22 protein-coding genes and 1 tRNA gene are annotated in these 22,907 nt (G+C 66.8%); 16 read left to right on the top strand and 7 right to left on the bottom strand.

Going from position 1 to position 22,907, the window contains the following annotated elements:
• Window positions 1–4: 4 nt before the first annotated feature.
• From pal to QVG61_RS10625, 7 genes are all read left to right on the top strand, one after another.
• Entirely contained in the window at window positions 5–568 is a 564-nt protein-coding gene (gene pal / locus QVG61_RS10655; RefSeq protein ID WP_289930620.1) for a peptidoglycan-associated lipoprotein Pal, read from the top strand.
• A gap of 1 nt (window position 569) precedes the next feature.
• Window positions 570–1,376: a tol-pal system protein YbgF gene (gene ybgF / locus QVG61_RS10650; RefSeq protein ID WP_289930619.1), complete on the top strand. Its 807-nt coding sequence runs from the start codon at window positions 570–572 to the stop codon at window positions 1,374–1,376.
• A 646-nt stretch (window positions 1,377–2,022) separates the two neighbouring features.
• Window positions 2,023–2,700 carry a 7-carboxy-7-deazaguanine synthase QueE gene (gene queE / locus QVG61_RS10645; RefSeq protein WP_289930617.1) on the top strand — a complete coding sequence of 226 codons (678 nt, stop codon included), beginning with the start codon at window positions 2,023–2,025 and terminating at the stop codon, window positions 2,698–2,700.
• Entirely contained in the window at window positions 2,697–3,383 is a 687-nt protein-coding gene (gene queC, locus QVG61_RS10640; RefSeq protein ID WP_289930616.1) for a 7-cyano-7-deazaguanine synthase QueC, read from the top strand. The genes queE and queC overlap by 4 nt, the downstream gene beginning before the upstream one ends.
• Window positions 3,384–3,460: 77 nt before the next feature.
• Window positions 3,461–4,687: a YeeE/YedE family protein gene (locus tag QVG61_RS10635; RefSeq protein WP_289930615.1), complete on the top strand. Its 1,227-nt coding sequence runs from the start codon at window positions 3,461–3,463 to the stop codon at window positions 4,685–4,687.
• A 487-nt stretch (window positions 4,688–5,174) separates the two neighbouring features.
• Window positions 5,175–7,016: a DNA helicase RecQ gene (gene recQ, locus QVG61_RS10630; RefSeq protein WP_289930614.1), complete on the top strand. Its 1,842-nt coding sequence runs from the start codon at window positions 5,175–5,177 to the stop codon at window positions 7,014–7,016.
• A gap of 53 nt (window positions 7,017–7,069) precedes the next feature.
• A tRNA-Lys gene (locus tag QVG61_RS10625) sits at window positions 7,070–7,145 on the top strand.
• Window positions 7,146–7,487: 342 nt separating this feature from the next.
• On the opposite strand, the gene QVG61_RS10620 is transcribed toward QVG61_RS10625, so the two are convergent.
• The gene (locus QVG61_RS10620; protein WP_289930613.1) at window positions 7,488–7,895 is read right to left on the bottom strand and encodes a glycine zipper 2TM domain-containing protein; all 408 of its coding nucleotides are present in this window, start codon (window positions 7,893–7,895) and stop codon (window positions 7,488–7,490) included.
• Between the two features lie 145 nt (window positions 7,896–8,040).
• Here QVG61_RS10620 and QVG61_RS10615 point away from each other — a divergent pair, with 145 nt between their 5' ends.
• From QVG61_RS10615 to lpxC, 3 genes are all read left to right on the top strand, one after another.
• Window positions 8,041–8,979, top strand: coding sequence for a TauD/TfdA family dioxygenase (locus QVG61_RS10615; RefSeq protein WP_289930612.1), 939 nt, complete (start codon window positions 8,041–8,043; stop codon window positions 8,977–8,979).
• A 125-nt stretch (window positions 8,980–9,104) separates the two neighbouring features.
• Window positions 9,105–9,200 carry a 30S ribosomal protein THX gene (locus QVG61_RS10610; RefSeq protein ID WP_289930611.1) on the top strand — a complete coding sequence of 32 codons (96 nt, stop codon included), beginning with the start codon at window positions 9,105–9,107 and terminating at the stop codon, window positions 9,198–9,200.
• A gap of 218 nt (window positions 9,201–9,418) precedes the next feature.
• Window positions 9,419–10,330 (top strand): UDP-3-O-acyl-N-acetylglucosamine deacetylase, encoded by a 912-nt coding sequence (lpxC, locus tag QVG61_RS10605; protein WP_289930610.1) that lies wholly within the window; start codon window positions 9,419–9,421, stop codon window positions 10,328–10,330.
• 65 nt (window positions 10,331–10,395) lie between these two features.
• Here the strand turns inward: lpxC and QVG61_RS10600 are convergent, their stop codons facing one another.
• Complete coding sequence (locus tag QVG61_RS10600; RefSeq protein ID WP_289930609.1) at window positions 10,396–10,854, bottom strand: DUF721 domain-containing protein; 459 nt, start codon at window positions 10,852–10,854, stop codon at window positions 10,396–10,398.
• Window positions 10,855–10,914: 60 nt separating this feature from the next.
• On the opposite strand from QVG61_RS10600, the gene QVG61_RS10595 reads away from it, so the two are divergent.
• From QVG61_RS10595 to QVG61_RS10570, 6 genes are all read left to right on the top strand, one after another.
• Window positions 10,915–11,838 carry a M23 family metallopeptidase gene (locus QVG61_RS10595; protein ID WP_289930608.1) on the top strand — a complete coding sequence of 308 codons (924 nt, stop codon included), beginning with the start codon at window positions 10,915–10,917 and terminating at the stop codon, window positions 11,836–11,838.
• Between the two features lie 123 nt (window positions 11,839–11,961).
• Window positions 11,962–14,676, top strand: coding sequence for a preprotein translocase subunit SecA (secA, locus tag QVG61_RS10590; RefSeq protein ID WP_289930607.1), 2,715 nt, complete (start codon window positions 11,962–11,964; stop codon window positions 14,674–14,676).
• A gap of 163 nt (window positions 14,677–14,839) precedes the next feature.
• Window positions 14,840–16,054, top strand: coding sequence for a bifunctional glutamate N-acetyltransferase/amino-acid acetyltransferase ArgJ (gene argJ / locus QVG61_RS10585; RefSeq protein ID WP_289930606.1), 1,215 nt, complete (start codon window positions 14,840–14,842; stop codon window positions 16,052–16,054).
• The gene (locus tag QVG61_RS10580; protein WP_289930605.1) at window positions 16,051–16,995 is read left to right on the top strand and encodes a Nudix family hydrolase; all 945 of its coding nucleotides are present in this window, start codon (window positions 16,051–16,053) and stop codon (window positions 16,993–16,995) included. Before argJ ends, QVG61_RS10580 begins: the two co-directional genes overlap by 4 nt.
• Before the next feature lie 4 nt (window positions 16,996–16,999).
• Window positions 17,000–17,470 carry a hypothetical protein gene (locus QVG61_RS10575; RefSeq protein ID WP_289930604.1) on the top strand — a complete coding sequence of 157 codons (471 nt, stop codon included), beginning with the start codon at window positions 17,000–17,002 and terminating at the stop codon, window positions 17,468–17,470.
• A 9-nt stretch (window positions 17,471–17,479) separates the two neighbouring features.
• Window positions 17,480–18,208, top strand: a complete 729-nt coding sequence (locus QVG61_RS10570) for a DUF72 domain-containing protein (RefSeq protein ID WP_289930603.1) — start codon at window positions 17,480–17,482, stop codon at window positions 18,206–18,208.
• Between the two features lie 98 nt (window positions 18,209–18,306).
• On the opposite strand, the gene yacG is transcribed toward QVG61_RS10570, so the two are convergent.
• The 5 genes from yacG to QVG61_RS10545 form a co-directional block, all read right to left on the bottom strand.
• The gene (yacG, locus tag QVG61_RS10565; RefSeq protein ID WP_289930602.1) at window positions 18,307–18,504 is read right to left on the bottom strand and encodes a DNA gyrase inhibitor YacG; all 198 of its coding nucleotides are present in this window, start codon (window positions 18,502–18,504) and stop codon (window positions 18,307–18,309) included.
• A 357-nt stretch (window positions 18,505–18,861) separates the two neighbouring features.
• Window positions 18,862–19,632 carry a cell division protein ZapD gene (zapD, locus tag QVG61_RS10560; protein ID WP_289930601.1) on the bottom strand — a complete coding sequence of 257 codons (771 nt, stop codon included), beginning with the start codon at window positions 19,630–19,632 and terminating at the stop codon, window positions 18,862–18,864.
• Window positions 19,633–20,118: 486 nt separating this feature from the next.
• Window positions 20,119–20,736, bottom strand: a complete 618-nt coding sequence (gene coaE, locus QVG61_RS10555) for a dephospho-CoA kinase (RefSeq protein ID WP_289930600.1) — start codon at window positions 20,734–20,736, stop codon at window positions 20,119–20,121.
• Window positions 20,737–20,772: 36 nt separating this feature from the next.
• Complete coding sequence (locus QVG61_RS10550) at window positions 20,773–21,648, bottom strand: A24 family peptidase (protein WP_289930599.1); 876 nt, start codon at window positions 21,646–21,648, stop codon at window positions 20,773–20,775.
• A gap of 37 nt (window positions 21,649–21,685) precedes the next feature.
• On the bottom strand, window positions 21,686–22,906 hold the full coding sequence (locus QVG61_RS10545; protein ID WP_289930598.1) for a type II secretion system F family protein: 1,221 nt from the start codon (window positions 22,904–22,906) through the stop codon (window positions 21,686–21,688).
• Window position 22,907 lies beyond the last annotated feature (1 nt).

The raw sequence follows: 22,907 nt of genomic DNA, 5'->3' as shown, positions 1-22,907 counted from the left end.
GACGATGCAGATGATAGCGAAGTGGCTGCTGGCGGCGATGTTGACGGCATTGCTGGCGGGTTGCGGCGCGCTCGGCCCCAGGCCGGGTGGCGGGGAAGGTGGCGAGCCGGCGGTGGTCGAGGACCAGGGCAGTCCGGCCGCTACCGAGGCCGGCGGTGAGGCTGCCACCAGTCGTGGCGTGGATACCGGTGGCGGCTTCAGCGGCATGGCCCTGGACGAGCCGGGCAGTCCGCTGTCGCGGCGCACCCTCTATTTCGACTTCGACAGCAGCGAGGTGCGGCCGGAGGATCGCGAGATCATCGCCGCCCATGCCAGCTACCTGGCCGCCAATCCCCGCCTGCGGGTGGTCCTCGAAGGCCATGCCGATGAGCGGGGATCGCGCGAGTACAACATCGGTCTCGGCGAACGCCGTGCCCAGGCGGTGCGCCGACTGCTGGAGTTCCAGGGCGCTGCGCCGGAGCAGATCCGCACCGTGAGCTACGGCGAGGAGAAGCCGGTCGACCCCGGCCATGACGAGGCGGCCTGGGCAAAGAACCGCCGGGTCGAAATCGTCTACCAGGGGCAGTGAGATGGGGCGCGGCTTGAGAGGGAGCTGGCTGCTGGTCCTGGCGCTGCTCGCCGCCGCGCCCGCGCAGGCCCGCGAGGCGGACCTGGAGCAGCGGGTGCAACGTCTGGAGCGCCTGCTGCAGAGCCGTGGCTTGATCGAGATGCTGACCCAGCTCGAACAGTTGCAGCGTGAGGTGCAGAGCCTGCGCGGCGAGGTCGAGATGCAGGGGCACGAACTCGAGCAGCTGAAGGCGCGCCAGCGCGACCTCTATGTCGACATCGACCGCCGCCTGCAGCGGCTGGAGGCCGCCCCCGCCCAGCCGGTCACGCCGCCCGCCGCCGCACCGGCTCTCCCGGCACCGCCACCCGCGGCGGCCAGCGCGGTGCCGGGTACGGCCCCGGCCGCCGCGTCCCCCGCCACACCGGCTCCGGCGGCCGACCCCGAACAGGTCCGCCAGGCCTATGAACAGGCCCTCAACATTCTCCGCGAGGGGCGTTATGCCCAGGCCGGCAAGGCCTACCGCCGTTTCCTGGCCGCCTACCCGGACAGCGCCTATGCCGGCAATGCCCAGTACTGGCTGGCCGAGACCTACTACGTCAGCCGCCAGTTCGACAAGGCGCTGGCCGAGTTCGAGAAGGTGGTCAAGCAGTATCCGGCCAGCAGCAAGGTGCCCGATGCCCTGCTCAAGATGGGCTTCATCCAGTACGAGCTGAAGCAGTGGGACGCGGCCCGCCGGCTGCTGGAACAGGTGCAGAAGGACTACCCGAGGTCCACCGCGGCGCGGCTTGCCGGCGAACGCCTGGCGCGGATGCGCCGCGAGGGGCACTAACCCGGATATTGCACCAGGGCGGCGCGCATGATCGGCGTGCGGGCTGGTATTAACCCGGCTTTGTGCCTGTTCGATCGACTCCGGGCATTGCCCGCCGTGGATCCCCCGATCGCGGCCTGGAGGCCGCTCCTACGACACACATTGTGCCGCCATGCCCCGTAGGAGCGGCCTCCAGGCCGCGATCGAGGTGGCATCACCTGCCGTTGACGGAAACGACGATGGCCACGAAACCCGCGAAACCCACGAAAAGGCCGATGGCCACGGAATCCACGGAAAACATTGTAGGAGCGGCCTCCAGGCCGCGATCGAGGTGGCATCACCTGCCGTTGACGGAAACGACGATGGCCACGAAACCCGCGAAACCCACGAAAAGACCGATGGCCACGGAATCCACGGAAAACATTGTAGGAGCGGCCTCCAGGCCGCGATCGAGGTGGCATCACCTGCCGTTGACGGAAACGACGATGGCCACGAAATCCGCGAAACCCACGAAAAGACCGATGGCCACGGAATCCACGGAAAAACACGGAAGCTTCCTGGCTGCTGCGGGCTAAGTCCGACAGGCTGCTAAGAAAACCTGCGAAACTCCCCTGCATCCGGCGGGGGAGTCCATGACCGGCAGGGACGGCTGGGGTAGACTGCGTGCATGAACGACAGTCAGGCGCCCGCCGTCCCGGTTGCCGCCGAGCGGCTGCGGATCAGCGAAATCTTCCTTTCCCTGCAGGGTGAAGCGGACAGCGTGGGCTGGCCGACGGTCTTCGTGCGCCTGAGCGGCTGCCCGCTGCGCTGTCGCTACTGTGACACCTCCTATGCCTTCCAGGGCGGCGACTGGCTGGAGATCGACGCGGTACTCGAGGCGGTGGCGGCGCAGGGGGTGTGGCGGGTCTGCGTCACCGGCGGCGAGCCGCTGGCCCAGAAGGCCTGCCGGCCGCTGCTCACCCGGCTGTGTGATGCCGGTTACCGGGTGTCGCTGGAGACCAGCGGCTCCCTGGACGTGAACGGCGTCGATCCCCGGGTGGTCAAGGTGGTCGATATCAAGACGCCGGGCTCCGGCGAGGCGGCGCGCAACCGCTACTGCAACCTGGAGCACCTGAGCCCGCAGGACCAGATCAAGTTCGTGCTCTGCAATCGTGCCGACTACGAGTGGGCATGCGAGCAGTTGCGGCGCCACGAGATGCACGAGATCTGCGACGTGCTCTTCTCGCCGGCCGCCGGCGAGCTGGCGCCGCGCGAGCTGGCCGAATGGATCCTCGCCGACCGCCTGCCGGTGCGCTTCCAGATCCAGTTGCACAAGTCGCTGTGGGGCGACGAGGCGGGACGGTGAACGGACAGACCCGGAAACCGCGGGCCGTGGTGCTGCTCTCCGGCGGGCTGGATTCCGCCACCGTCCTGGCTCTGGCCCGGGAACAGGGCTTTGCCTGCCATGCACTGAGCCTCGACTACGGCCAGCGCCACCGGGCCGAGCTGGCGGCGGCCGAACGCGTTGCCCGGGCGCAGGGTGTCGCTGAACACAAAGTGATCCCCATCGACCTCACGGCGATTGGCGGATCGGCCCTCACCGACCCGCAGATCGCCGTGCCCGAACGGCCCAGCGAGGGTATTCCTGTGACCTATGTGCCTGCCAGGAATACCGTTTTCCTGTCGCTGGCGCTGGGTTGGGCGGAGGTGCTGGGCGCAGCCGACATCTTCGTCGGCGTCAATGCGGTGGATTATTCGGGCTATCCGGACTGCCGGCCGGAATATATCGCCGCCTTCGAGCGTCTAGCAAACCTGGCCACCCGTGCCGGCGTGGAAGGGCAGCAGATGCACATCCGCGCGCCGCTGATCGAGATGAGCAAAGCGGAGATCATCGCCACGGGGGTACGGCTGGGCGTAGACTACGGGTTGACCGTCTCCTGTTACGCGGCGGACGAGGCCGGCCGGGCCTGCGGGCAGTGCGATTCGTGCCGCCTGCGGGCAGCGGGCTTTGCCGCAGCCGGCGTGCCGGACCCGACCGTCTACCGCTGACCGGGGTGGTACGCCATCCCATGTCGGGCATATCAATATCATCAGATCGATAGATCAATAGAGTCGAAGGCGTCGTTATGGACCTGAACATCTTTCAGCAAGTGTTGTTGTACGGATTCCTGATTGCGGTCGTCATGGGGGCAGTGGCCAACAAGACCAATTTCTGCACCATGGGCGCGGTCTCGGACTGGGTGAACATGGGTGACAGCGGACGCTTCCGCGCCTGGGTGTTCGCCATGGCCCTCGCCATCGCCGGCGTGCTGCTGATGCAGGCGGGCGGCATCCTCGATGCGCGGCTGGCGGTCAGCGGCGATGCGGCCTTCCCGCCCTACCGCACCTCAGTCTTCGCCTGGCCGCGCTATCTGCTCGGCGGCCTGCTGTTCGGCATCGGCATGACCCTGGCCAGCGGCTGCGGCAACAAGACCCTGGTGCGCATCGGTGGCGGCAACCTGAAATCGCTGGTGGTGCTGCTGGTGATGGGCTTCGGTGCCTACCTGATGATGTTCACCAGTTTCATGGGCCAGGTGTTCCTGCCCTGGATGCAGCCGCTGTTCGTCGATCTCGGCCAGTTCGGCATCTCCAGCCAAGGCCTGGGCGACCTGATCGGCGGTGCCCTGGGCCGGGAGGACAGCCTGGGCCTGCGTTACCTCATCGGCGGCCTGCTGGCCCTGGGCCTGCTGGCCTGGACGCTGCGCTCGACGGATTTCCGCGGGCGCCTCGACAACCTGCTCGGTGGCGGCGTCATGGGCCTCGGTGTCCTCGGTGCCTGGTATGTCACCGCCGGGCCGCTGGGCCGTAGCTGGATGGAGGAAGCCGAGTTCCTGGACGAGCCGCCGCTGCACGTGGCCGCCCAGTCCTACACCTTTGTCTCGCCCTCGGGTGACCTCTACAACTGGCTGCTGAGCGATCTGGCCGGCCACCTGGTCAGCTTCGGCATGCTGGCGGCGCTCGGCGTGGCGGTGGGTTCCTTCCTCTATGCCGTGCTCAGCCGCAGTTTCCGCATCGAGTGGTTCTCCTCGCTGAAGGACTTTGCAAACCACGTGATCGGCGGCCTGCTGATGGGCATCGGTGGCGTGCTTGCCATGGGCTGCACCGTTGGTCAGGGCATCACCGGCGCTTCGACCCTGGCGCTGGGTTCGTTCATGGCCTTCGGCGCCATTGCCCTGGGCAGCGCCCTGACCATGAAGATCCAGTACTACAAGCTGCTCTACGAAGCCGAGGCCAGCTTCGGTGCGGCGCTGGTCACCGCCCTGGTCGATCTGCATCTGCTGCCCAAGGGCCTGCGCCGGCTGGAGGCCATGTAGGCGGCGCGCCCCACCTTCGGTTGGACCGGTCGGATCTGCCCGCTTCCTGACCCGAACCGAACTCCGGACCGGCCGTTTTGCGGCCGGTTTCTTTTTGGAGATCTTCTTGGAATTCCGGGTTGGTCAGCTCTACACCAATCGCGGCCTGGAGGCCGCTCCTGCCACATTGCCGCCATGCCCCGTAGGAGCGGTCTCCAGGCTGCGATTGGCCGCCCCCCCCTGAGTAAATCGAACAGGCACAACCTATCACCCGCGACGAAGGCACCTTTGCGAGCCTCGCGGCCTTGTATAGCACGCTGTACTCTGAATCAGAGGGAACGCTTCGGAGAAATTTCCAGGATAGCGGTTCGATCCTTTCGCGATCTGGCGATCGTCCCACAGCGGGAACCGACATGCAGATGCGAGGGTGGGAGCGGTCGCCCGGCCGCGAATCCCCGGACGTCCGCGATGCACTTTTTTCTGGCCCGAGCCTGTATCATGGTCACCGATGCCAGCGCATGATCCACAAGCCACCCCCGCCGATGAGCTGAGCCAGGCCCGGCGGCTGCTGAACAGGGTGTTCGGTTACGACGACTTCCGCCACCATCAGGGGGAGATCATCAGCACCCTGCTGGCTGGCGGCGACGCCCTGGTGCTGATGCCGACCGGCGGCGGCAAGTCCCTCTGCTACCAGCTTCCGGCGCTGCTGCGCGAGGGGGTCGGGGTGGTGGTCTCGCCGCTGATCGCGCTGATGCAGGACCAGGTCGACGCCCTGCGTCAGCTCGGTCTGCGGGCCGCCTTCCTCAATTCCACCCTGGATGCCGAGACCGTGCACGCCACCGAGCAGGCCCTGCTGCGGGGCGAGCTGGACCTGCTGTACGTGGCGCCCGAGCGGCTGCTCGGCGAGCGCATGCTGTCGCTGCTGGAACGGGCGCGCATCGCCCTGTTCGCCATCGACGAGGCGCACTGCGTGTCGCAGTGGGGGCACGACTTCCGCCGCGAATACCAGCAGCTGTCCGTGCTCCACCAGCGCTTTCCGGCGGTGCCGCGCATTGCCCTCACCGCCACCGCCGACCAGCGTACCCGCCAGGAGATCATCGACCAGCTGCAGCTCCAGGAGGCGGCGGTCTTCGTCAACAGCTTCGACCGGCCGAACATCCGCTACACCATCAGCGATGCCCCCAATCCGCGGGAGCGGCTGTGGCGCTTCCTCGAACAGGAGCACCCCCGGGATGCCGGCATCGTCTACTGCCTGTCACGCAAGAAGGTCGAGAGCGTCGCCGAGTGGCTGACCGCCAGGGGGCGCGAGGCGCTGCCCTATCATGCCGGGCTTTCCGATGGGCTGCGCCGCCATCACCAGCAGCGTTTCCTGCGCGAGGAGGGGCTGATCGTGGTCGCCACCATCGCCTTCGGCATGGGCATCGACAAGCCGGATGTGCGCTTCGTGGCCCATCTCAACCTGCCGAAGAGCCTGGAGGCCTACTACCAGGAGACCGGCCGGGCCGGCCGCGACGGCCTGCCAGCCGATGCCTGGCTGGCCTACGGTCTGCAGGACGTGATCACCCTCCGCCAGATGACCCAGGACACCGATGCTACCGAGGACTTCAAGCGCAGTGCCCACCAGAAGCTGGAGGCCATGCTCGGCCTGTGCGAGCTGACCAGTTGCCGCCGCCAGGCGCTGCTGGCCTATTTCGGCGAGACCCTGGAGGCGCCCTGCGGCAACTGCGACAATTGCCTGCAGCCGCCGCAGACCTGGGACGCCACCGAGGCAGCGCGCAAGGCCCTGTCCTGCGTCTACCGCAGCGGCCAGCGCTTCGGTGTCAACTATGTCATCGAGCTGCTGACCGGCAAGGACGACGAGCGGATCCGCCGCAACGGTCACCACCGGCTCAGCACCTTCGGCATCGGCCGCGAGCTGAACGCCGTGGAGTGGCGGGTGCTGTTCCGTCAGCTGCTCGCCCAGGGCTATCTCGACACCGATCTGGAGGGGCATGGCACCCTGCGTCTGACCGCCAGGGCCCGGCTGCTGCTGCGCGGCGAGATCGAGCTGCACCTGCGCCGCCTGCGGCGGCCCGAGCGCGGCGCACGGGAGCGCCGGGGGCGCACCGTGCTGGCCCTGGGCGAGGCGGAGCAGGCGCTGTTCGAGGCGCTGCGCAGCCGCCGGCGGGCCCTGGCGGAGGCGCAGGGGGTGCCGCCCTACATCATCTTCCACGACAGTACCCTTGCCGAGATGGCACAGCGCCGGCCCACCAGCCTGGGCGAGATGGCCGGGATTCCGGGTATTGGCGAGACCAAGCTGAACCGCTTCGGCAAGGCCTTCATCGAGGTCATCCGCGAGCATCCCGGCTGAGGCGGCCGGTATTGCCATTCCGGGATGCTGCGGTATGATGTGCGGCCTCGCATGGGGCATTAGCTCAGTTGGTAGAGCACTCGGCTTTTAACCGATTGGTCGTAGGTTCGAGTCCTACATGCCCCACCATCTTTTCCCCCAGGCCGGCTGCCTTCGCCCTCACACGCCCAATTGCCCGGCCTTGGCGGGTCCAGGCGTGCCTGGACTTGCGCTTCACTCAAGGAATGTCTGATCAAATCTGGTTGTGAGCCGCCAAGACGCCGAGGGCGCCAAAATGGCAACTTGGTGTTGTTGGCTCCGTGGGCCGGGGTGGCAGGATGGCGCGATACCCCTTGCGCCTCGATCGCGGCCTGGAGACCGCTCCTACGACAACACATTGTGCCGCCATGCCCCGTAGGAGCGGTCTCCAGGCCGCGATCCCCGGCGGGTCCAGCCACGCCATCATCCGGGGGGCTTGGTGCAATATCCGGGCTAGTGCCCCAGATCCCGGCCGATCGAGCCGCCGAGCAGAATGCCCGCCGCCGTGGCGATGTCCTTGCCCCGGCCCTTGCCCATCTCATGGCCGGCGAGGCCGCCGATGATGCCGCCGAGAATCATCGGCGTACTGGAGCGATAGCCCTGTCGCGGCTGGCGGTAGCCATAGGCAGGCGCGGGCACGATGACCGGCGCGTGGATCACCCTCTCGACGCGACCTTCCCGGTGCCGGCGGCGCGCCGGCGGGCAGTAGTGCGCCTCATGACGGGCGCCGTAGTCATGGTAATCCTCATCCTCATGAGCGTAGCCATAGCGATCGCCATGGTGGTCGGCCAGTGCCAGCGGGCTGGCGCCCAGGGCGGCGGCCAGCAGCAGGGGGGCGAGTGCCTGTGTGATCGGTTTCATGGACGTCTCCTGGCAGGTGTCTGACGTGGCCAGTGTGCGCCGCGGTGGCTGAATGGGGCCTGAACGCCGAGTTGATCTTTGTCAATGGTCGGCAGAGAGGGGCTTGCTACCCTGCACTATCCTGACAGACAGCAGGGGCGTTCCCATGGCAGCCGCACCGACCCATTCACCGGAGGCAGTGGATTTTGATCCCTTCGATCTGGACCGCGAGGCGGACTATTTGCGTTGGCGCGACTGGAAGCAGGCCCATGCGCCCAGCTCGCTGGCGGATCTGGTGGTGGAGGTGGACGACCCGCGCTGCCTGAGCGAGGCCGAGTTCGAGGCGGCGATGCTGCGCATCCGGCGGACCAACATGGTGATCCTCGCCGCCGCCCCGCTGGGCGAGGACAAGTCCGTGCCACGGCTGCTCGGTGAACAGTTCGGCCTCTGCCGCCTGGATCACAACTGGCTGGCCGACGAAGATGCCATCACCTCCCTGACCGTCAATCCCGAGGGCGACCATCCGGACTTTATCCCCTACACCAACCGTCCAATCCAGTGGCACACCGATGGTTACTACAACACCCTGGCGCAGCAGATCCACGGCCTGCTGCTGTACTGTGTGAACCCGGCCGCCGAGGGTGGTGAGAACCAGCTGCTCGATGCCGAGTGGCTCTACCTCCTGCTGCGCGACGAGAACCCGGATTTCATCCGCGCCCTGATGCAGCCGACGGCGATGACCATCCCGCCGCGCGGCGAGGCACGGCCGGCCCAGACGGGGCCGGTATTCTCCGTTCATCCCGAGTATCGCAGCCTGCACATGCGCTACACGGCACGCACCCGCAGCATCGAATGGCAGGACGACGCCACCCTGCAGGCGGCGGTGCAGCGGATCCGCGAGCTGCTCGACGGGGACTCGCCGCAGCTGCTGAGTGGTCGGCTGGAGAGCGGCATGGCACTGGTCAGCAACAATGTCCTGCACAACCGGGCCGGTTTCGAGGATGCCGCGGAACAGCCGCCGCGCCTGCTCTACCGGGCCCGCTACTACGACCGTATCCGTGGCACCGACATGACCAGCCTGGTGCGCCACGAGAGCATCCTCTGAGGCCGTGGCGCCGTTGCCGGCCCCGGCAGCGGCCCGCTAGAATGGGCCCTGTCGCAGCTCTTCGCCGGTCCTGTATCGGCGAGGGCTTTTGTTCATCGATATCATCAGCAAGCATGAGGTGAGACATGGGCAAAGGTGATAGACGGACCCGCCGTGGCAAGATCTGGCGGGGAACCCACGGCAAGTCGCGGCCGAAGAAGAAGGACGAGAAGAAGGGCTGAGGCCCGCCGTCCACCCGCCGGCGAGGCGGAGTACCAGGAAGGGGCCGGCGCGTTCTGCGCCGGCCCCTTTCGTGTTTCATGGCGTCATTCGTCCGGTCGGCTTTCAAGAGTGGTGAACCAGCGCACTTTTCGCTATATGAACGCTGTGTTACCATGCGGCAACTTTTTATATTGGGGCCCTGTTCCGGACACCATCAGCCTGAGGAATCAACGAGATAATGATCCGCCAACGTACGCTGAAGAACGTGATCCGGGCGACCGGCGTGGGCCTGCATACCGGAGAGAAGGTCTACCTCACCCTGCGTCCCGCGGCGGTGGACACCGGCATCATCTTCCGCCGGGTCGATCTCGAGGAGCCGGTGGAGATCAAGGCCAGCCCCGAGAACGTCGGTGACACCCAGCTCTCCACCACCCTGGTCAAGGGCGATGTGCGCATCTCCACCGTCGAGCACCTGCTCTCGGCCCTGGCCGGCCTGGGCATCGACAACGCCTATGTCGATCTCAGTGCCTCCGAGGTGCCGATCATGGACGGCAGCGCCGGCCCCTTCGTGTTCCTGGTGCAGTCCGCCGGTATCGAGGAGCAGAACGCGCCCAAGCGATTCATCCGCATCAAGAAGCCGGTCCGCGTGGAAGAGGGCGACAAATGGGCCAGCTTCGAACCCTTCGACGGCTTCAAGGTCGGTTTCACCATCGACTTCGACCATCCGGTGTTCACCGACCGGGCGCAGTGCTCCGAGGTGGATTTCTCCACCACCTCCTTCGTGCGTGAGGTCAGCCGGGCCCGTACCTTCGGCTTCATGCGTGACATCGAGCGCCTGCGCGAACGCAAGCTGGCCCTCGGCGGCAGCCTCGACAACGCCGTGGTGGTCGATGATTACCGGGTGCTGAACGAGGACGGCCTGCGCTACGAGGACGAGTTCGTCAAGCACAAGATCCTCGATGCCATCGGCGATCTCTACCTGCTGGGCCACAGCCTGATCGGCGCCTTCCACGGCCACAAGTCCGGCCACGCCATCAACAACCGGCTGCTGCGCAACCTGCTGGCCGACGAGTCGGCCTGGGAAGAGGTGATCTTCGAGGACGCCAGCACCGCGCCGATCTCCTTCCTGCAGCCCATCCCGGCCTCCTGACACCCTGATCCTTGCGGGTCGCCGGCCGGCAGCGATTGCGGCCTGGCGGCCGTGCCCGGGTTTTCTCAACGCGCCTTTCCAGCCGCATGGCGGGCGAGGCGACGCAGGGCCTGCGCCAGTTTTTCGTCACCCAAGGCGTGGGCGGTCTGTTCCAGCAGCCGTGCCGAGTCGCTGGACAACCGGGGTCCGGCCGCCTTCGTCCGGGGACGCGGGGCGGCGGGGGGCATCACCCGCACCTGGATGTCGCGCGGCTTCACCGGGCCCTCCTGCCTGAGCTGGCGCAGCAGTTGCGGACTGTGGAAGCGCAGGCGCGCCGCCCAGGCGGAAGAATCCACATAGAGAATCAACACGTTGTCGCGCAGATTGCCCACCCGGCAATGACGCGCCAGATCGGGCGGCAGGCGTTCGCGCAGTGCCCGGTCGAAGCGGGCCAGGCGCCGGCTGCGCTCGGTGAGGCGGGCAAGGCCCGATTTGCCAAGTGGTTCAAAAAAGTCGCCTATAGAAACCGGCTTGCGCGTCGACATCAGCTGTGTGGCACCAAATTTGTAAACCCCTAGCAGGATAGTACAATTGCGCCAGCCAAGATGAACATTATTCTCTTCACCCATGTCCACGGCCGTCCCGGCAGCCTCAACCTGAGCCGGCCCCGGGTCTACCTGCCGCTCAGCGCGCTGGCGCTGGTCGTCGCCTCGCTGCTGGTGTTCGCCGGCTATCAGTGGGGCGCAGCCGGCAGCGCCGGCGAGCCGGGCATGCTGGCCGACTGGCGCGCCGACATGCAGGCCCAGCGCCGTGCCGTGGAACAGGCGCGGCGCGATTCCGAGGCCCATCTCGATGCCCTGGCGCTGCGCCTCGGGCAGTTGCAGGGCCAGGTGATGCGCCTGGAGGGGCTGGGCCAGCGCCTGGTGGCCATGGCCAAGCTGGAAAAGGGTGAATTCGATTTCGCCAGTCCGCCGCCGCAGGGCGGACCGGAACAGGGCGCGGCGGTGACCAGCTACGCGGTGCCGGACTTCATGGCCGAGCTGGACGCCCTGTCACGGCTGCTCGACGATCGGGAGCAGCAGCTGGTAGCCCTGGAATCGCTGTTGCTCGACAAGGAGCTGAGCAAGCGGGGGCGTCCCACCGGTCGTCCGGTCAGGAGCGGCTGGATGTCCTCGCCCTTCGGCAAGCGTACCGACCCCTTCACCGGCCGCAAGGCCTGGCACGAAGGCGTCGACTTCGCCGGCAAGCTGGGATCCGACGTGCTCGCCGTCGCCGGCGGCGTGGTGACCTGGGCCGGCAAGCGCTCCGGTTACGGTCTGCTGGTCGAGATCAACCACGGCAACGGCTATGTCACCCGCTACGGCCACAACCGGGAACTGCTGGTCAAGGTCGGCGATACGGTCCAGCCCGGCCAGACCATCGCCCACATGGGGTCCTCCGGGCGTTCCACCGGCCCTCACGTGCATTTCGAGATCCTCAGGCACGGCAAGCCGATCAATCCCGCCCGATTCGTCTGGGCCCGGCGCTGATCCCCGGCCGAGGTCGTTCCCTTCCGCCCCGCAGGGGTGGAAAAATCCGTGGGAATCCCCCAAATTCCGCAGCCTTTACGGTATGATGCAGCATTCTGCCGAACCTCCCTGCTAGCTGGATCCATGGTCAACAAACTACTCAAGAAGATTTTCGGCAGTCGCAACGAGCGGCTGGTCAAACGCATGTTCAAGGAAGTGGCGCGGATCAACGCCCTGGAGCCGGACATCGAGAAACTGAGCGATGCCGAGCTGCGCGCCAAGACCGACGAGTTCCGCCAGCGGCTGGACGATGGCGCCACCCTGGACGACCTGCTGCCGGAGGCCTTCGCCGTGGTGCGCGAGGCCGGCAAGCGGGTGCTCGGCATGCGCCACTTCGATGTGCAGTTGATCGGCGGCATGGTGCTGCACCAGGGCAAGATCGCCGAGATGCGCACCGGCGAGGGCAAGACCCTGGTCGCCACCCTGGCCGCCTATCTCAATGCCCTGCCCGGCAAGGGCGTGCACGTCATCACCGTCAACGACTACCTGGCGCGGCGCGACGCGGACTGGATGGGCAAGGTCTACGGTTTTCTCGGCATGACCACCGGGGTGGTGGTGGCCGGTCTGTCGCCGGAAGAGAAGAAGGCCGCCTACGCCGCCGACATCAGCTACGGCACCAACAACGAATTCGGCTTCGACTACCTGCGCGACAACATGGCCTTCCGCCTGGAAGACAAGATGCAGCGCGAGCTGAACTTCGCCATCGTCGACGAGGTGGACTCGATTCTCATCGACGAGGCGCGCACCCCGCTGATCATCTCCGGTCCGACCGCCGACAACACCGACCTCTACCAGAAGATCAATGTGCTCATTCCCCAGCTCAGCAAGCAGGAGGAAGAGGACGGTCCCGGCGACTACAGCGTCGATGAGAAGAACAAACAGGTGTTCCTCACCGAGGAGGGACACGAGCACGTCGAGCGGCTGCTCACCGAGGCCGGCCTGCTGAAGGAGGGCGAGAGCCTCTACGATGCGGCCAACCTGACGCTGATGCATCATCTGACCGCGGCGCTGCGGGCCCACGCCCTGTTCCAGCGCGACGTCGACTACATCGTGCAGAATGGCGAGATCGTCATCGTCGACGAGTTCACCGGCCGCACCATGCCCGGTCGGCGCTGGTCCGAGGGCCTGCACCAGGCGGTGGAGGCCAAGGAGGGGGTGCCGATCCAGAACGAGAGCCAGACCTACGCCTCGATCACCTTCCAGAACTACTTCCGCATGTACGACAAGCTGGCGGGCATGACCGGTACCGCCGATACCGAGGCCTACGAGTTCCAGCAGATCTATGGGCTGGAGGTGGTGGTCATCCCCACCCACCGGCCGATGGTGCGCGACGATCGCGGCGACCTGGTGTTTCTCACCGCCAAGGAAAAGTTCGACGCCATCATCGAGGACATCAAGGACTGCCAGCAGCGTGGCCAGCCGGTGCTGGTCGGCACCACCTCGGTGGAGACCTCGGAGTACCTGTCCAGGCTGCTGAAGAAGGCCAAGGTCGAACACGAGGTGCTGAACGCCAAGCAGCACGAGCGCGAGGCGCATATCGTCGAGCAGGCCGGTCGCCCTGGCGCGGTGACCATCGCCACCAACATGGCCGGCCGCGGCACCGACATCAAGCTCGGCGGCAACCTCGATGCCGAGCTGGCCGCCCTGGGTGAGGATCCGGATCCGGCCGAGGTGGAGCGGGTCCGCCAGGACTGGGAGCGGCGCCACCAGCAGGTGCTGGAGGCCGGTGGTCTGCACATCGTCGGTACCGAACGCCACGAGTCGCGGCGCATCGACAACCAGTTGCGTGGCCGTTCCGGCCGGCAGGGCGACCCGGGTTCCAGCCGTTTCTATCTGTCGCTGGAAGACAACCTGATGCGCATCTTCGCCTCCGACCGGGTCTCGGCGCTGATGCAGAAGCTGGGTATGCAGGAGGGCGAAGCCATCGAACATCCCTGGGTGACCAAGGCGATCGAGAATGCCCAGCGCAAGGTCGAGGCCCACAACTTCAACATCCGCAAGCAGCTGCTGGAATACGACGACGTCGCCAACGACCAGCGCAAGGTGGTCTACGAGCAGCGCAGCGAGCTGATGGCCGCGGACGATGTCTCGGATCTGATCGATACCATCCGCCGCGATGTGGTCAACGGTGTGATCGACGGCTACATCCCGCCCGGCAGTCTCGACGAGCAGTGGGACGTGGCCGGTCTGGAGAAGGCCATCGAGGAAGAGTTCGGGCAGCGCATGGAGATCCAGCGCTGGCTGGAGGAAGACCATGATCTGCACGAGGAGACGCTGCGCCAGCGCATCCTGGAGGAGCTGGAACGCGCCTACAAGGAGAAGGAGGCGCTGGCCGGTGCCGAGGTGCTGCGCCACTTCGAGAAGTCGGTGATGCTGCAGGTGCTGGACCAGGCCTGGAAGGAACACCTGGCGGCCATGGACTACCTGCGCCAGGGCATCGGCCTGCGCGGCTATGCGCAGAAGAACCCCAAGCAGGAATACAAGCGCGAGGCCTTCGAGATGTTCACCGACATGCTGGAGCGGATCAAGCACGAGGTGATCAGCATCGTCTCCAAGGTGCAGGTGCGCGCCGAGGACGACGTGGCGGCGGTCGAGGCACAGCGCCAGCAGATGCCGGGGATGATGGAATTCCAGCATGCCGAGGCCGACAGCCTGCATGGCGGCGAGGCCGGTGCGGAAGAGGCCGGCGAGGAGACGCACGCGCCCTTCGTCCGCGAGGGCCGCAAGGTGGGCCGCAACGAACCCTGTCCCTGCGGTTCCGGCAAGAAATACAAGCACTGCCACGGGAAGCTGAAATAAATTCAGGAGCCAGAATTCAGGAGCCAGAATTCAGAATTCAGAATTCAGAATTCAGGAGCCGGAATTCAGGAGCCAGGAGCCAGTGTTTGTGGTGGTAGAAACATCGTGCGTTCACTTTTCTGACGTCTGGTGCGCGGTGCGCACCCTACGTTAAGATCCCCGCATGGCCGTCGGACTCAAGACACCCACCCATCTGCATCCCGTGGCGGGCATCCGCCTGGGCACGGTTCAGGCTGGCATCAGGTATCCGGACCGCCGCGACCTGGTGCTGATGGAGATCGCCGAGGGAGCGACCAGCGCCGCGGTCTTCACCCGCAACGCCTTCTGTGCCGCCCCGGTGCGGGTGGCGCGTGAGCATCTGCAGCGCGGCGAACCCCGCTATCTGCTGATCAATACCGGCAATGCCAATGCCGGCACCGGTGAGACGGGACTGCGCGACGCCCGCGAGAGCTGTGCGGTCCTGGCCCGGGAGACGGGCTGTTCGCCCACCGAGGTGCTGCCCTTCTCGACCGGTGTCATTGGCGAACCCCTGCCCATGGATCGCCTGCTGGCCGGCATTCCCCGCACCCTGGAGGCGCTGGAGGAAGATGCCTGGCTGGAGGCGGCGCATGGCATCCTCACCACCGATACCCTGCCCAAGGGGGGCTCGCGCCGGATCGAGATCGATGGCCAGCCGCTGACCCTGACCGGCATCGCCAAGGGCGCGGGCATGATCCGCCCCGACATGGCCACCATGCTCTGCTTCGTCGCCACCGATGCCAGGATCGACCGCGCCCTGCTGCAGCAGGCCCTCAACCAGGCGGTGGATGCCTCCTTCAACCGCATCACGGTCGACGGCGACACCTCCACCAACGATGCCTGCATGCTGGTCGCCAGCGGTCGCGGCGGGGCGCGCATCGACGCCGCGGGTCCGGCCTACGACAGCTTCGCCGCTGCCCTGCGTGAGCTCTGCATCGAGCTGGCCCAGGCCATCGTCCGCGATGGCGAGGGGGCCACCAAGTTCGTCACCGTTGAGGTCGGCGGCGGCCGCGACACGGACGAGTGCCTGCAGGTGGCCTATACCATTGCCCACTCGCCACTGGTGAAGACGGCGCTGTTTGCCAGCGATCCCAACTGGGGGCGCATCCTCGCCGCCATCGGCCGGGCCGGGCTCGACCGGCTGGATATCGATGCGGTGCAGGTGTTCCTCGGTGACGTCTGCATCGTCCGCCAGGGCGGGCGCGCCCCCGACTACACCGAGGACGCCGGTGCGGCGGTGATGGCGGAGGCGGAGATCCTGATCCGCATCGAGCTTGGCCGGGGTTCGGCACGGGAGCGGATCTGGACCACCGACCTGTCCTACGACTACGTGCGCATCAACGCCGAATACCGGACGTGAACGAACGCCTGCCGGTCGCCGTGGCGGTGATTCGCAATGCCCGCGGCGAGGTCCTGATCAGCCGCCGTGCCGCCGGCACCCACCAGGGCGGGCGCTGGGAGTACCCGGGCGGCAAACTGGAGCCGGGCGAGAACGGCTACCAGGCCCTGGTGCGCGAGATCCATGAGGAGCTGGGGCTGATCGTCGAGCAGGCGCGGCCGCTGATCCGCATCCCCCACGACTACCCGGACCGTGCCGTGCTGCTCGACGTGTGGCTGGTCGAGGCCTACCGCGGCGAGCCGTCCCCCCGTGAGGGGCAGCCGCTGCGCTGGGTGGCCCCCGAGGCGCTGCCGGCCATCGACTTCCCCGCCGCCAACCGGCCGATCAACAGTGCCCTGCGCCTGCCGGACTGCTATGCCATCACCCCCGAGCCGGCCGGTGGCGACGCCTTCCTGCGGGCCGTGGAGCGGACCCTGGCCGGCGGGGTGAGGCTGCTGCAGCTGCGCGCGCCGTCCCTCCCCCTGGCTGACTACCGGGCGCTGGCGAGAGAGGTGCAGGCGCTGTGTGCGGCGGCCAGGGCCAGGCTGCTGCTGAATGCCGGACCCGAGATGGTCGAGGCAGTGGGTGCCGCCGGCGTGCATCTCAACGCGCGGCGGCTGGCGGCGCTGGAGAGCCGGCCGCTGGAGGCCGGCCGCTGGTGCGCCGCCTCCTGCCACGATGCCGCTGGCCTGGTGCGGGCTGCGGCCCTGGGGCTGGATTTCGCTGTGCTCTCGCCGGTCCAGCCGACTCTCAGCCATCCGCAGGCCCCGGTGCTGGGCTGGACGCGTTTCGCCGCGCTGGTCGAGGCCGCGCCGCTGCCGGTGTATGCTCTGGGAGGCATGACCCGGGCGGATCTCGAGCCCGCTCGCGCCGCCGGGGCCCAGGGCATCGCTGCCATCCGCGCCCTCTGGCAGGGAGACTGAGCTGATGAACGGCCGCCGGATCACTCAAGGATTGCTGCTGTTCGTGGTCGCCGCCGCGGCCTATCTCCTCCTGCATTCAGGAGGAGACAAGGAGACAGCGCCCACGCAGACCCTGGCGGTGCCGGCTGACTGTGATCTCGGACAGGGACCCTGTGAGATCGGGGATGGAGGCCTTCGGCTGCGGGTGGTCTTGGAGACGCCGGTGCCGGTGATGCGTCCCTTCCGGCTGGCCGTGCAGTTCAGCGGTCCCGGGGCGGCGGCCGTCGAATCGGTGCGTGCCGATTTCAGCATGCCGGGCATGAACATGGGGGTGAACCGCTACCGGCTGCTCGGGCAGGGGGAAGGCGTTTGGCAGGCCGAGGTGACCCTGCCGGTGTGCATCTCCGGCCGCAGCGACTGGCGCTTGACCCTGGATGTCGACGACGGGCAGCGCATCCGCCGGCTGCTCTTCCCCTTCCGGGCGCAGGTCGAGTAGGCGCCGCCGATGGCTCGCCGGGGCAGGTTGTTCGTCGGTACTTCCGGCTACTGCTATCCCCATTGGCGTGGCCCCGTCTATCCTCCGGAGTTGTCGCAACAGGACTGGTTCGGCTATTACAGCGCACGGCTGGGCACGGTCGAGATCAACAACACCTTCTACCGCCTGCCGGATGGCGGTGTCTTCGAACAGTGGCGCCGGGCCGCGCCGGCCGGTTTCATCTATGCCCTCAAGTACAGCCGCTACGCCACCCACCTGAAGAAGCTGAAGGACCCGGCCGGGCCGCTGGAGACCTTTCTCGCCCGTGCGTGGCGCCTGGGGCCGCACCTCGGACCGGTGCTGGTCCAGTTGCCGCCACACTGGGTTCCGAACCTGCCGCGGCTGGCCGGATTCCTGGATCTGCTGCCGGCCGATCTGCGCTTCGTCCTGGAGCTGCGTGACGCGCGCTGGCTGGGCGAGGCGCTGTACAAGCTGCTGCGTGACCACGGTGTGGCGCTCTGCATCCACGACCTGCTGCCCCGCCATCCCTGGGTGTTGACCACCGGCTGGACCTATCTGCGCTACCATGGCGTCGACTATAGCCAGTCCTATTCGGCACAGTTCCTCGTCGCGCAGGCGCGGCGGATTCGTGGCGAGCTGGAGGCGGGGCACGACGTCTATGCCTATTTCAACAACGACGCCAACGGCTACGCCTTTCACAATGCGCTGCAGTTGAAGCGTTATCTGGACGAGGCGTAGCGCCATCGATCGCGGCCTGGCGGCCGGGGCGGAGCCATGGTGGTCGGTGCCCACCCTACAGCGGTAGCCTCCAGCAGCGGCCAGCAGGCCGCGATGGGTTAATCCTCCGGCGTCGAGCCCTCGTCGGGGTGGGCCGGTTCACCCGGGATGCGCTTGTCTTCCGAGATCCACTCGCCGAGATCGATCAGCTTGCAACGTTCGCTACAGAAGGGCCGCCAGGGATTGTCGGGTGTCCAGGGGCTGGGCTTGCCGCAAATCGGGCAGGGGACGGTTTTGGGCTTTGCCGGGGTGGCCATGGCTGGCCCGCCTATTGCGCCAAGGCGGCTCGCATGAATGGGGTTCGAGCTGTAAAACAAGGATGACATGGCGATGAAATGCCTCCTGGGTGGGTTAATAATGTTCAACACCACGCCGATCGCGGCCTGGAGGCCGCTCCTACAACATATTGTGCCGCCATGCCCCGTAGGAGCGGCCTCCAGGCCGCGATCCCCGGCGGGTCCAGGCACGCCATCATCCGGGATCCCGATGCAATATCCGGGCTGTTAGGGAAACTGATCAAATGACATAGCCGCCAAGAACGCCAAGTTGCCATTTATTGAATACATAAGCTTTCTTGGCGCCCTTGGCGGCTTATAACCGGATTTGATCAGAGGTTAGATGATGCAGCAGGCCAGCTCGAAATCGATGTTGTCGCCGGTCTGGGCGGCGCGCTCGTTGACCGAGGGTTGCTCCATGAAGCGGACGGTGAAACGATGACGGCCACCGCTGATCTCGGCGAAGCAGGGTGAGCCGGCCGGCAGGGCGACGCGGACCATCTGGCAGGGCACATTGGGATCGAGCGACTTCTGGAAGAAGCCGGCCTCGGCACGCTCGGCGCGGAACAGGGTGCTGCCACGGGTCAGGCGCAGGATCAGGCGTACCGCCCGGCCGATGACGTCGAAGCATTCCAGCCAGGCGGCCAGATCGCGGATCCGGTCTTCGGCGGGTAGCTGGAGCCAGTAGTGGTAGCCGGGCAGATCGAAGTCACAGGTGCCGCCGGGGATGGCGCTGCGCTGCTGGATGCTGGCCAGGAATTCGTTGCCCTTGAGATGGGCGCCGATGGGTCCGTTGATGGCATGCAGTTCGTCGATCAGGGTGTCGATCTCGTCCAACAGGCCGGCGAGCTGGGCGCGGTCGACGTCCGGGTTCTGCTCCAGCCGGGCCAGGTTGGCGGTGTGGCGGTCCAGCTCCTTCATCACCTCGGTCTTGAGATCACTGCGGCTGAAGATGTTCATGATGTCCAGCATGCTGCTGATGGTCGAGCGGCTGTCCCAGGGGAGGGTGCCGCCCAGGTGGTGGCGCACCTGTTGGAACAGCGATTCGAGACGCAGGAAGGCCCGGATGCGTTCGTTGAGCGGCTGTTCGTAGATGACTTTGTGGGACACGGGTGGGGCGGCGCCAGTTCGCGGGTCGGACCAGATCATCCTATTGTCCAACACGCCAGCCGGGCTGGCAAATGCCCAGCCCGGCTGTTGCGCCAAGGCAAGCTCCGTGGGGTGAGATCTGTCGAGGTGGCAGGATGGGGGCGGTGCCCGCCCTTGTACCTCGATCGCGGCCTGGAGGCCGCTCCTACGCATATTGTGCCGCCATGCCCCGTACGTAGGAGCGGCCTCCAGGCCGCGATCCATCCACGGCGGACAATGCCCGGGCTAGCTAGCCCGGATATTGCACCAAGGATTCGAATCTCAGGGCGGAGCTGGCAAAGCAGCCTGGCCGATCACCCGCGGAAGCATAGCCGTAGCTATGGTTCAAGGGGGATCGGCCAGGATGCGCAGCCAGATGCGTTCTGAGATCGAATAGGCGCAAACCATACCCCGCCGTGAGGAGCCATTTGCGAGCCTCCCGGCCTTGTATGTCAGTCTGCAGGCCGATCATGCGGGCCGCCTTGGAGCAATATCCGGGCTAACCAGTTCGAGGTACTTGCGGTGCAGCGCCCCGACCTGTTCCTTGAGCTGCTGCAGATCCCCGTCGTTGCGGATGATGTCGTCGGCAGCCGCGAGGCGCTGCTCGCGGCTGGCCTGGGCGGCGAGAATGGCGTCGATCTGCGCCTCATCCAGACCGCGTTCCCGGACCCGCTGCCGCTGCAGGGTTTCCGGGCAGTCGATCACCAGGACGCGGTCGACCAGGTCACGCCAGCCGCTCTCGATCAGCAGCGGAATCACGAACAGGCAGTAGGGCGCATCCAGCGACCTGGCCGCCTCCAGCATGGCCCGGCGGATGCGCGGGTGGAGGATGGCCTCCAGCCGCCGGCGCTGCGCGGGGTCGGCGAAGACTGCCTGCCGCAGCCGGGCGCGGTCCAGCCGGCCGTCGCCGGTGAGGAACCGGTCGCCGAAGGTGGCGGCGATCTCGTCCAGCGCCGGGTTGCCAGGCTCGACCAGCCGGTGAGCGATTTCGTCGGCATCGATGACGGGAATGCCCAGGCTGGCGAATTGCTCCGCCGCGGTCGACTTGCCGCTGCCGATGCCGCCTGTGAGTCCGATGATCAGCATGGGGGCATGGTAACGGCTCGGCCCCGGAAAGGGGAATCAGCGCAGGCCGGCGAAGCGCAGGTAGGCGTCGGTCAGGTCCTGGCCCCAGAGCAGGGCCAGCCAGCCGGCTGCGGCGATGTAGGGGCCGAAGGGGATGGGGATGTTGCGGTCCCGGCCGCGGATCAGGATCAGGCCGATGCCGACCACGGCGCCGACCACGGAGGAGAGCAGGATGATGACGGGCAGCAGCTTCCAGCCCATCCAGGCGCCGCAGGCGGCGAGCAGCTTGAAGTCGCCATACCCCATCCCCTCCTTGCCGGTGAGCAGCCGGAACAGATGATACACCGCCCACAGGCTGAGATAGCCGGCGGCGGCACCGAGGATGGCGCTGTGGGCGTCGACGAAGACGCCTTGCAGGCTGAGCAGCAGACCCAGCCAGAGCAGCGGCTGGGTCAGGCTGTCCGGCAGCAGTTGGTGATCGAAGTCGATCAGGCTGAGCGGGATCAGGGTCCAGGTGAAGACCAGGGCGGCCGCCAGCGGCCAGCCCCAGCCGAAGTGCCAGGCGAGCAGGCCGGAGAGCAGGGCACTGACCAGCTCCACCAGCGGATAGCGCAGGGCGATGCGCGTTCCGCAGCCGCTGCAGCGGCCGCGCAGATAGAGATAACTGAGCAGGGGGATGTTTTCCAGGGCACCGATGCGGTGACCGCAGTGCGGGCAGCGGGAGGCGGGTCGCAGCAGGTCGAGCGGGGCCTCGCCGTCCGTGTCGTCTTCTGTGCCGAGCAGTTCCCGGCACTGCGCCTTCCACTCGCGTTCCATCATCAGCGGCAGGCGGTGGGCAACCACGTTCAGGAAGCTGCCGACCAGCAGCCCGAGCAGGGCGGTGGCACCGGTCAGCCAGGTGCTTTGGGTCTGCAGCAGGTGGACGAGATCCATGTGTTGTCGGAGGTCGGGATTCGCCTGAGCGCGCGGATCAGACCACCGAACCCATCTTGAAGATGGGCAGGTACATGGCGATGACCAGGCCGCCGACCAGCACGCCGAGCACGGCCATGATCAGCGGTTCCAGCAGGCTGGACAGGCCGTCCACGGCGTCGTCCACCTCCTGTTCATAGAAATCGGCGACCTTGCCCAGCATGCTGTCCAGCGAGCCGGACTCCTCGCCAATGGCGACCATCTGCACCACCATGTTGGGGAACAGGCCGGTCTGCTGCATGGCCAGTTGCAACTGCTGGCCGGTGGCCACGTTGTCGCGCATGCGCAGCACGCCCTCCATGTAGACGCTGTTGCCGGTCGCGCCGGATACCGATTCCAGGGCTTCCACCAGGGGCACGCCGGCGGCGAACATGGTCGACAGGGTGCGGGCATAGCGGGCGATGGCGGCCTTGGTCATGATCGCGCCGACGATCGGCAGCTTGAGCACCAGCCGGTCCAGGGCATGGTTGAACTTGCGCGAGCGTTTCTTGGCCTGGACGAAGGCATAGCCGGCGATGCCGAGGGCGCCGAAGATCGCCCACCAGTAGGCCTGCATGAATTCCGACAGGCCGATGACCATCTGGGTGAAGGCGGGCAGGTCGGCGCCGAAGCCTTTGAACAGGTCCTGGAACTGGGGGACGACGAAGATCAGCAGGATGGCGGTGACGATGAAGGCCACCACCATGACCGCAGTGGGGTAGAACAGCGCCTTCTTGATCTTGCTCTTCAGCGCCTCGGTCTTCTCCTTGTAGGTGGCGATCTTGTCCAGCAGGGTGTCGAGCACGCCGGCCGCCTCGCCGGCCTCGACCAGGTTGCAGACCAGCTCGTCGAAATACAGCGGGTGCTTGGCCAGGGCGTCGCGCAGGTTGTTGCCGGCCTCGACGTCGTTCTTGATGGTCAGCACCAGATCCTGCATGGCCGGGTTCTCGTGGCCCTTGCCGATGATCTCGAAGGCCTGCACCAGGGGCACGCCGGCGGACATCATGGTGGCGAGCTGGCGGGTGAAGATGGCGATGTCCTTGGGCAGGATCTTCTTCTTCTTGGAGGCCGAGGCGAGGGCGGACTTCTTGCGCACCTTGATGGGGGTGATGCCCTGGCGCCGCAGATCGGCCTTGATCATCGCCTGGCTGGCGGCACGGCTCTCGCCCTTGACGCGGTTGCCGCGCTTGTCGGTGCCCTCCCAGGCGAACAAACCCTGTTTCAGTGCCTTTTCCGCCATG

It is taken from the genome of Thiohalobacter sp. IOR34, assembly GCF_030406045.1.
Lineage (GTDB): Bacteria > Pseudomonadota > Gammaproteobacteria > Thiohalobacterales > Thiohalobacteraceae.
The sequence above is the reverse complement of the archived record's forward strand: the minus strand, read 5'-3'. Positions and strand labels throughout refer to the sequence as shown.

What these genes read in the sequence shown, in the direction of transcription:
- pal (WP_289930620.1), top strand. Translation starts at nt 5, where the DNA reads ATGCAGATGATAGCGAAGTGGCTGCTGGCGGCGATGTTGACGGCATTG.
- ybgF (WP_289930619.1), top strand. Translation starts at nt 570, where the DNA reads ATGGGGCGCGGCTTGAGAGGGAGCTGGCTGCTGGTCCTGGCGCTGCTC.
- queE (WP_289930617.1), top strand. Translation starts at nt 2,023, where the DNA reads ATGAACGACAGTCAGGCGCCCGCCGTCCCGGTTGCCGCCGAGCGGCTG.
- QVG61_RS10635 (WP_289930615.1), top strand. Translation starts at nt 3,461, where the DNA reads ATGGACCTGAACATCTTTCAGCAAGTGTTGTTGTACGGATTCCTGATT.
- recQ (WP_289930614.1), top strand. Translation starts at nt 5,175, where the DNA reads ATGCCAGCGCATGATCCACAAGCCACCCCCGCCGATGAGCTGAGCCAG.
- QVG61_RS10620 (WP_289930613.1), bottom strand. Translation starts at nt 7,895, where the DNA reads ATGAAACCGATCACACAGGCACTCGCCCCCCTGCTGCTGGCCGCCGCC.
- QVG61_RS10615 (WP_289930612.1), top strand. Translation starts at nt 8,041, where the DNA reads ATGGCAGCCGCACCGACCCATTCACCGGAGGCAGTGGATTTTGATCCC.
- QVG61_RS10610 (WP_289930611.1), top strand. Translation starts at nt 9,105, where the DNA reads ATGGGCAAAGGTGATAGACGGACCCGCCGTGGCAAGATCTGGCGGGGA.
- lpxC (WP_289930610.1), top strand. Translation starts at nt 9,419, where the DNA reads ATGATCCGCCAACGTACGCTGAAGAACGTGATCCGGGCGACCGGCGTG.
- QVG61_RS10600 (WP_289930609.1), bottom strand. Translation starts at nt 10,854, where the DNA reads ATGTCGACGCGCAAGCCGGTTTCTATAGGCGACTTTTTTGAACCACTT.
- QVG61_RS10595 (WP_289930608.1), top strand. Translation starts at nt 10,915, where the DNA reads ATGAACATTATTCTCTTCACCCATGTCCACGGCCGTCCCGGCAGCCTC.
- secA (WP_289930607.1), top strand. Translation starts at nt 11,962, where the DNA reads ATGGTCAACAAACTACTCAAGAAGATTTTCGGCAGTCGCAACGAGCGG.
- argJ (WP_289930606.1), top strand. Translation starts at nt 14,840, where the DNA reads ATGGCCGTCGGACTCAAGACACCCACCCATCTGCATCCCGTGGCGGGC.
- QVG61_RS10575 (WP_289930604.1), top strand. Translation starts at nt 17,000, where the DNA reads ATGAACGGCCGCCGGATCACTCAAGGATTGCTGCTGTTCGTGGTCGCC.
- QVG61_RS10570 (WP_289930603.1), top strand. Translation starts at nt 17,480, where the DNA reads ATGGCTCGCCGGGGCAGGTTGTTCGTCGGTACTTCCGGCTACTGCTAT.
- yacG (WP_289930602.1), bottom strand. Translation starts at nt 18,504, where the DNA reads ATGGCCACCCCGGCAAAGCCCAAAACCGTCCCCTGCCCGATTTGCGGC.
- coaE (WP_289930600.1), bottom strand. Translation starts at nt 20,736, where the DNA reads ATGCTGATCATCGGACTCACAGGCGGCATCGGCAGCGGCAAGTCGACC.
- QVG61_RS10550 (WP_289930599.1), bottom strand. Translation starts at nt 21,648, where the DNA reads ATGGATCTCGTCCACCTGCTGCAGACCCAAAGCACCTGGCTGACCGGT.
- QVG61_RS10545 (WP_289930598.1), bottom strand. Translation starts at nt 22,906, where the DNA reads ATGGCGGAAAAGGCACTGAAACAGGGTTTGTTCGCCTGGGAGGGCACC.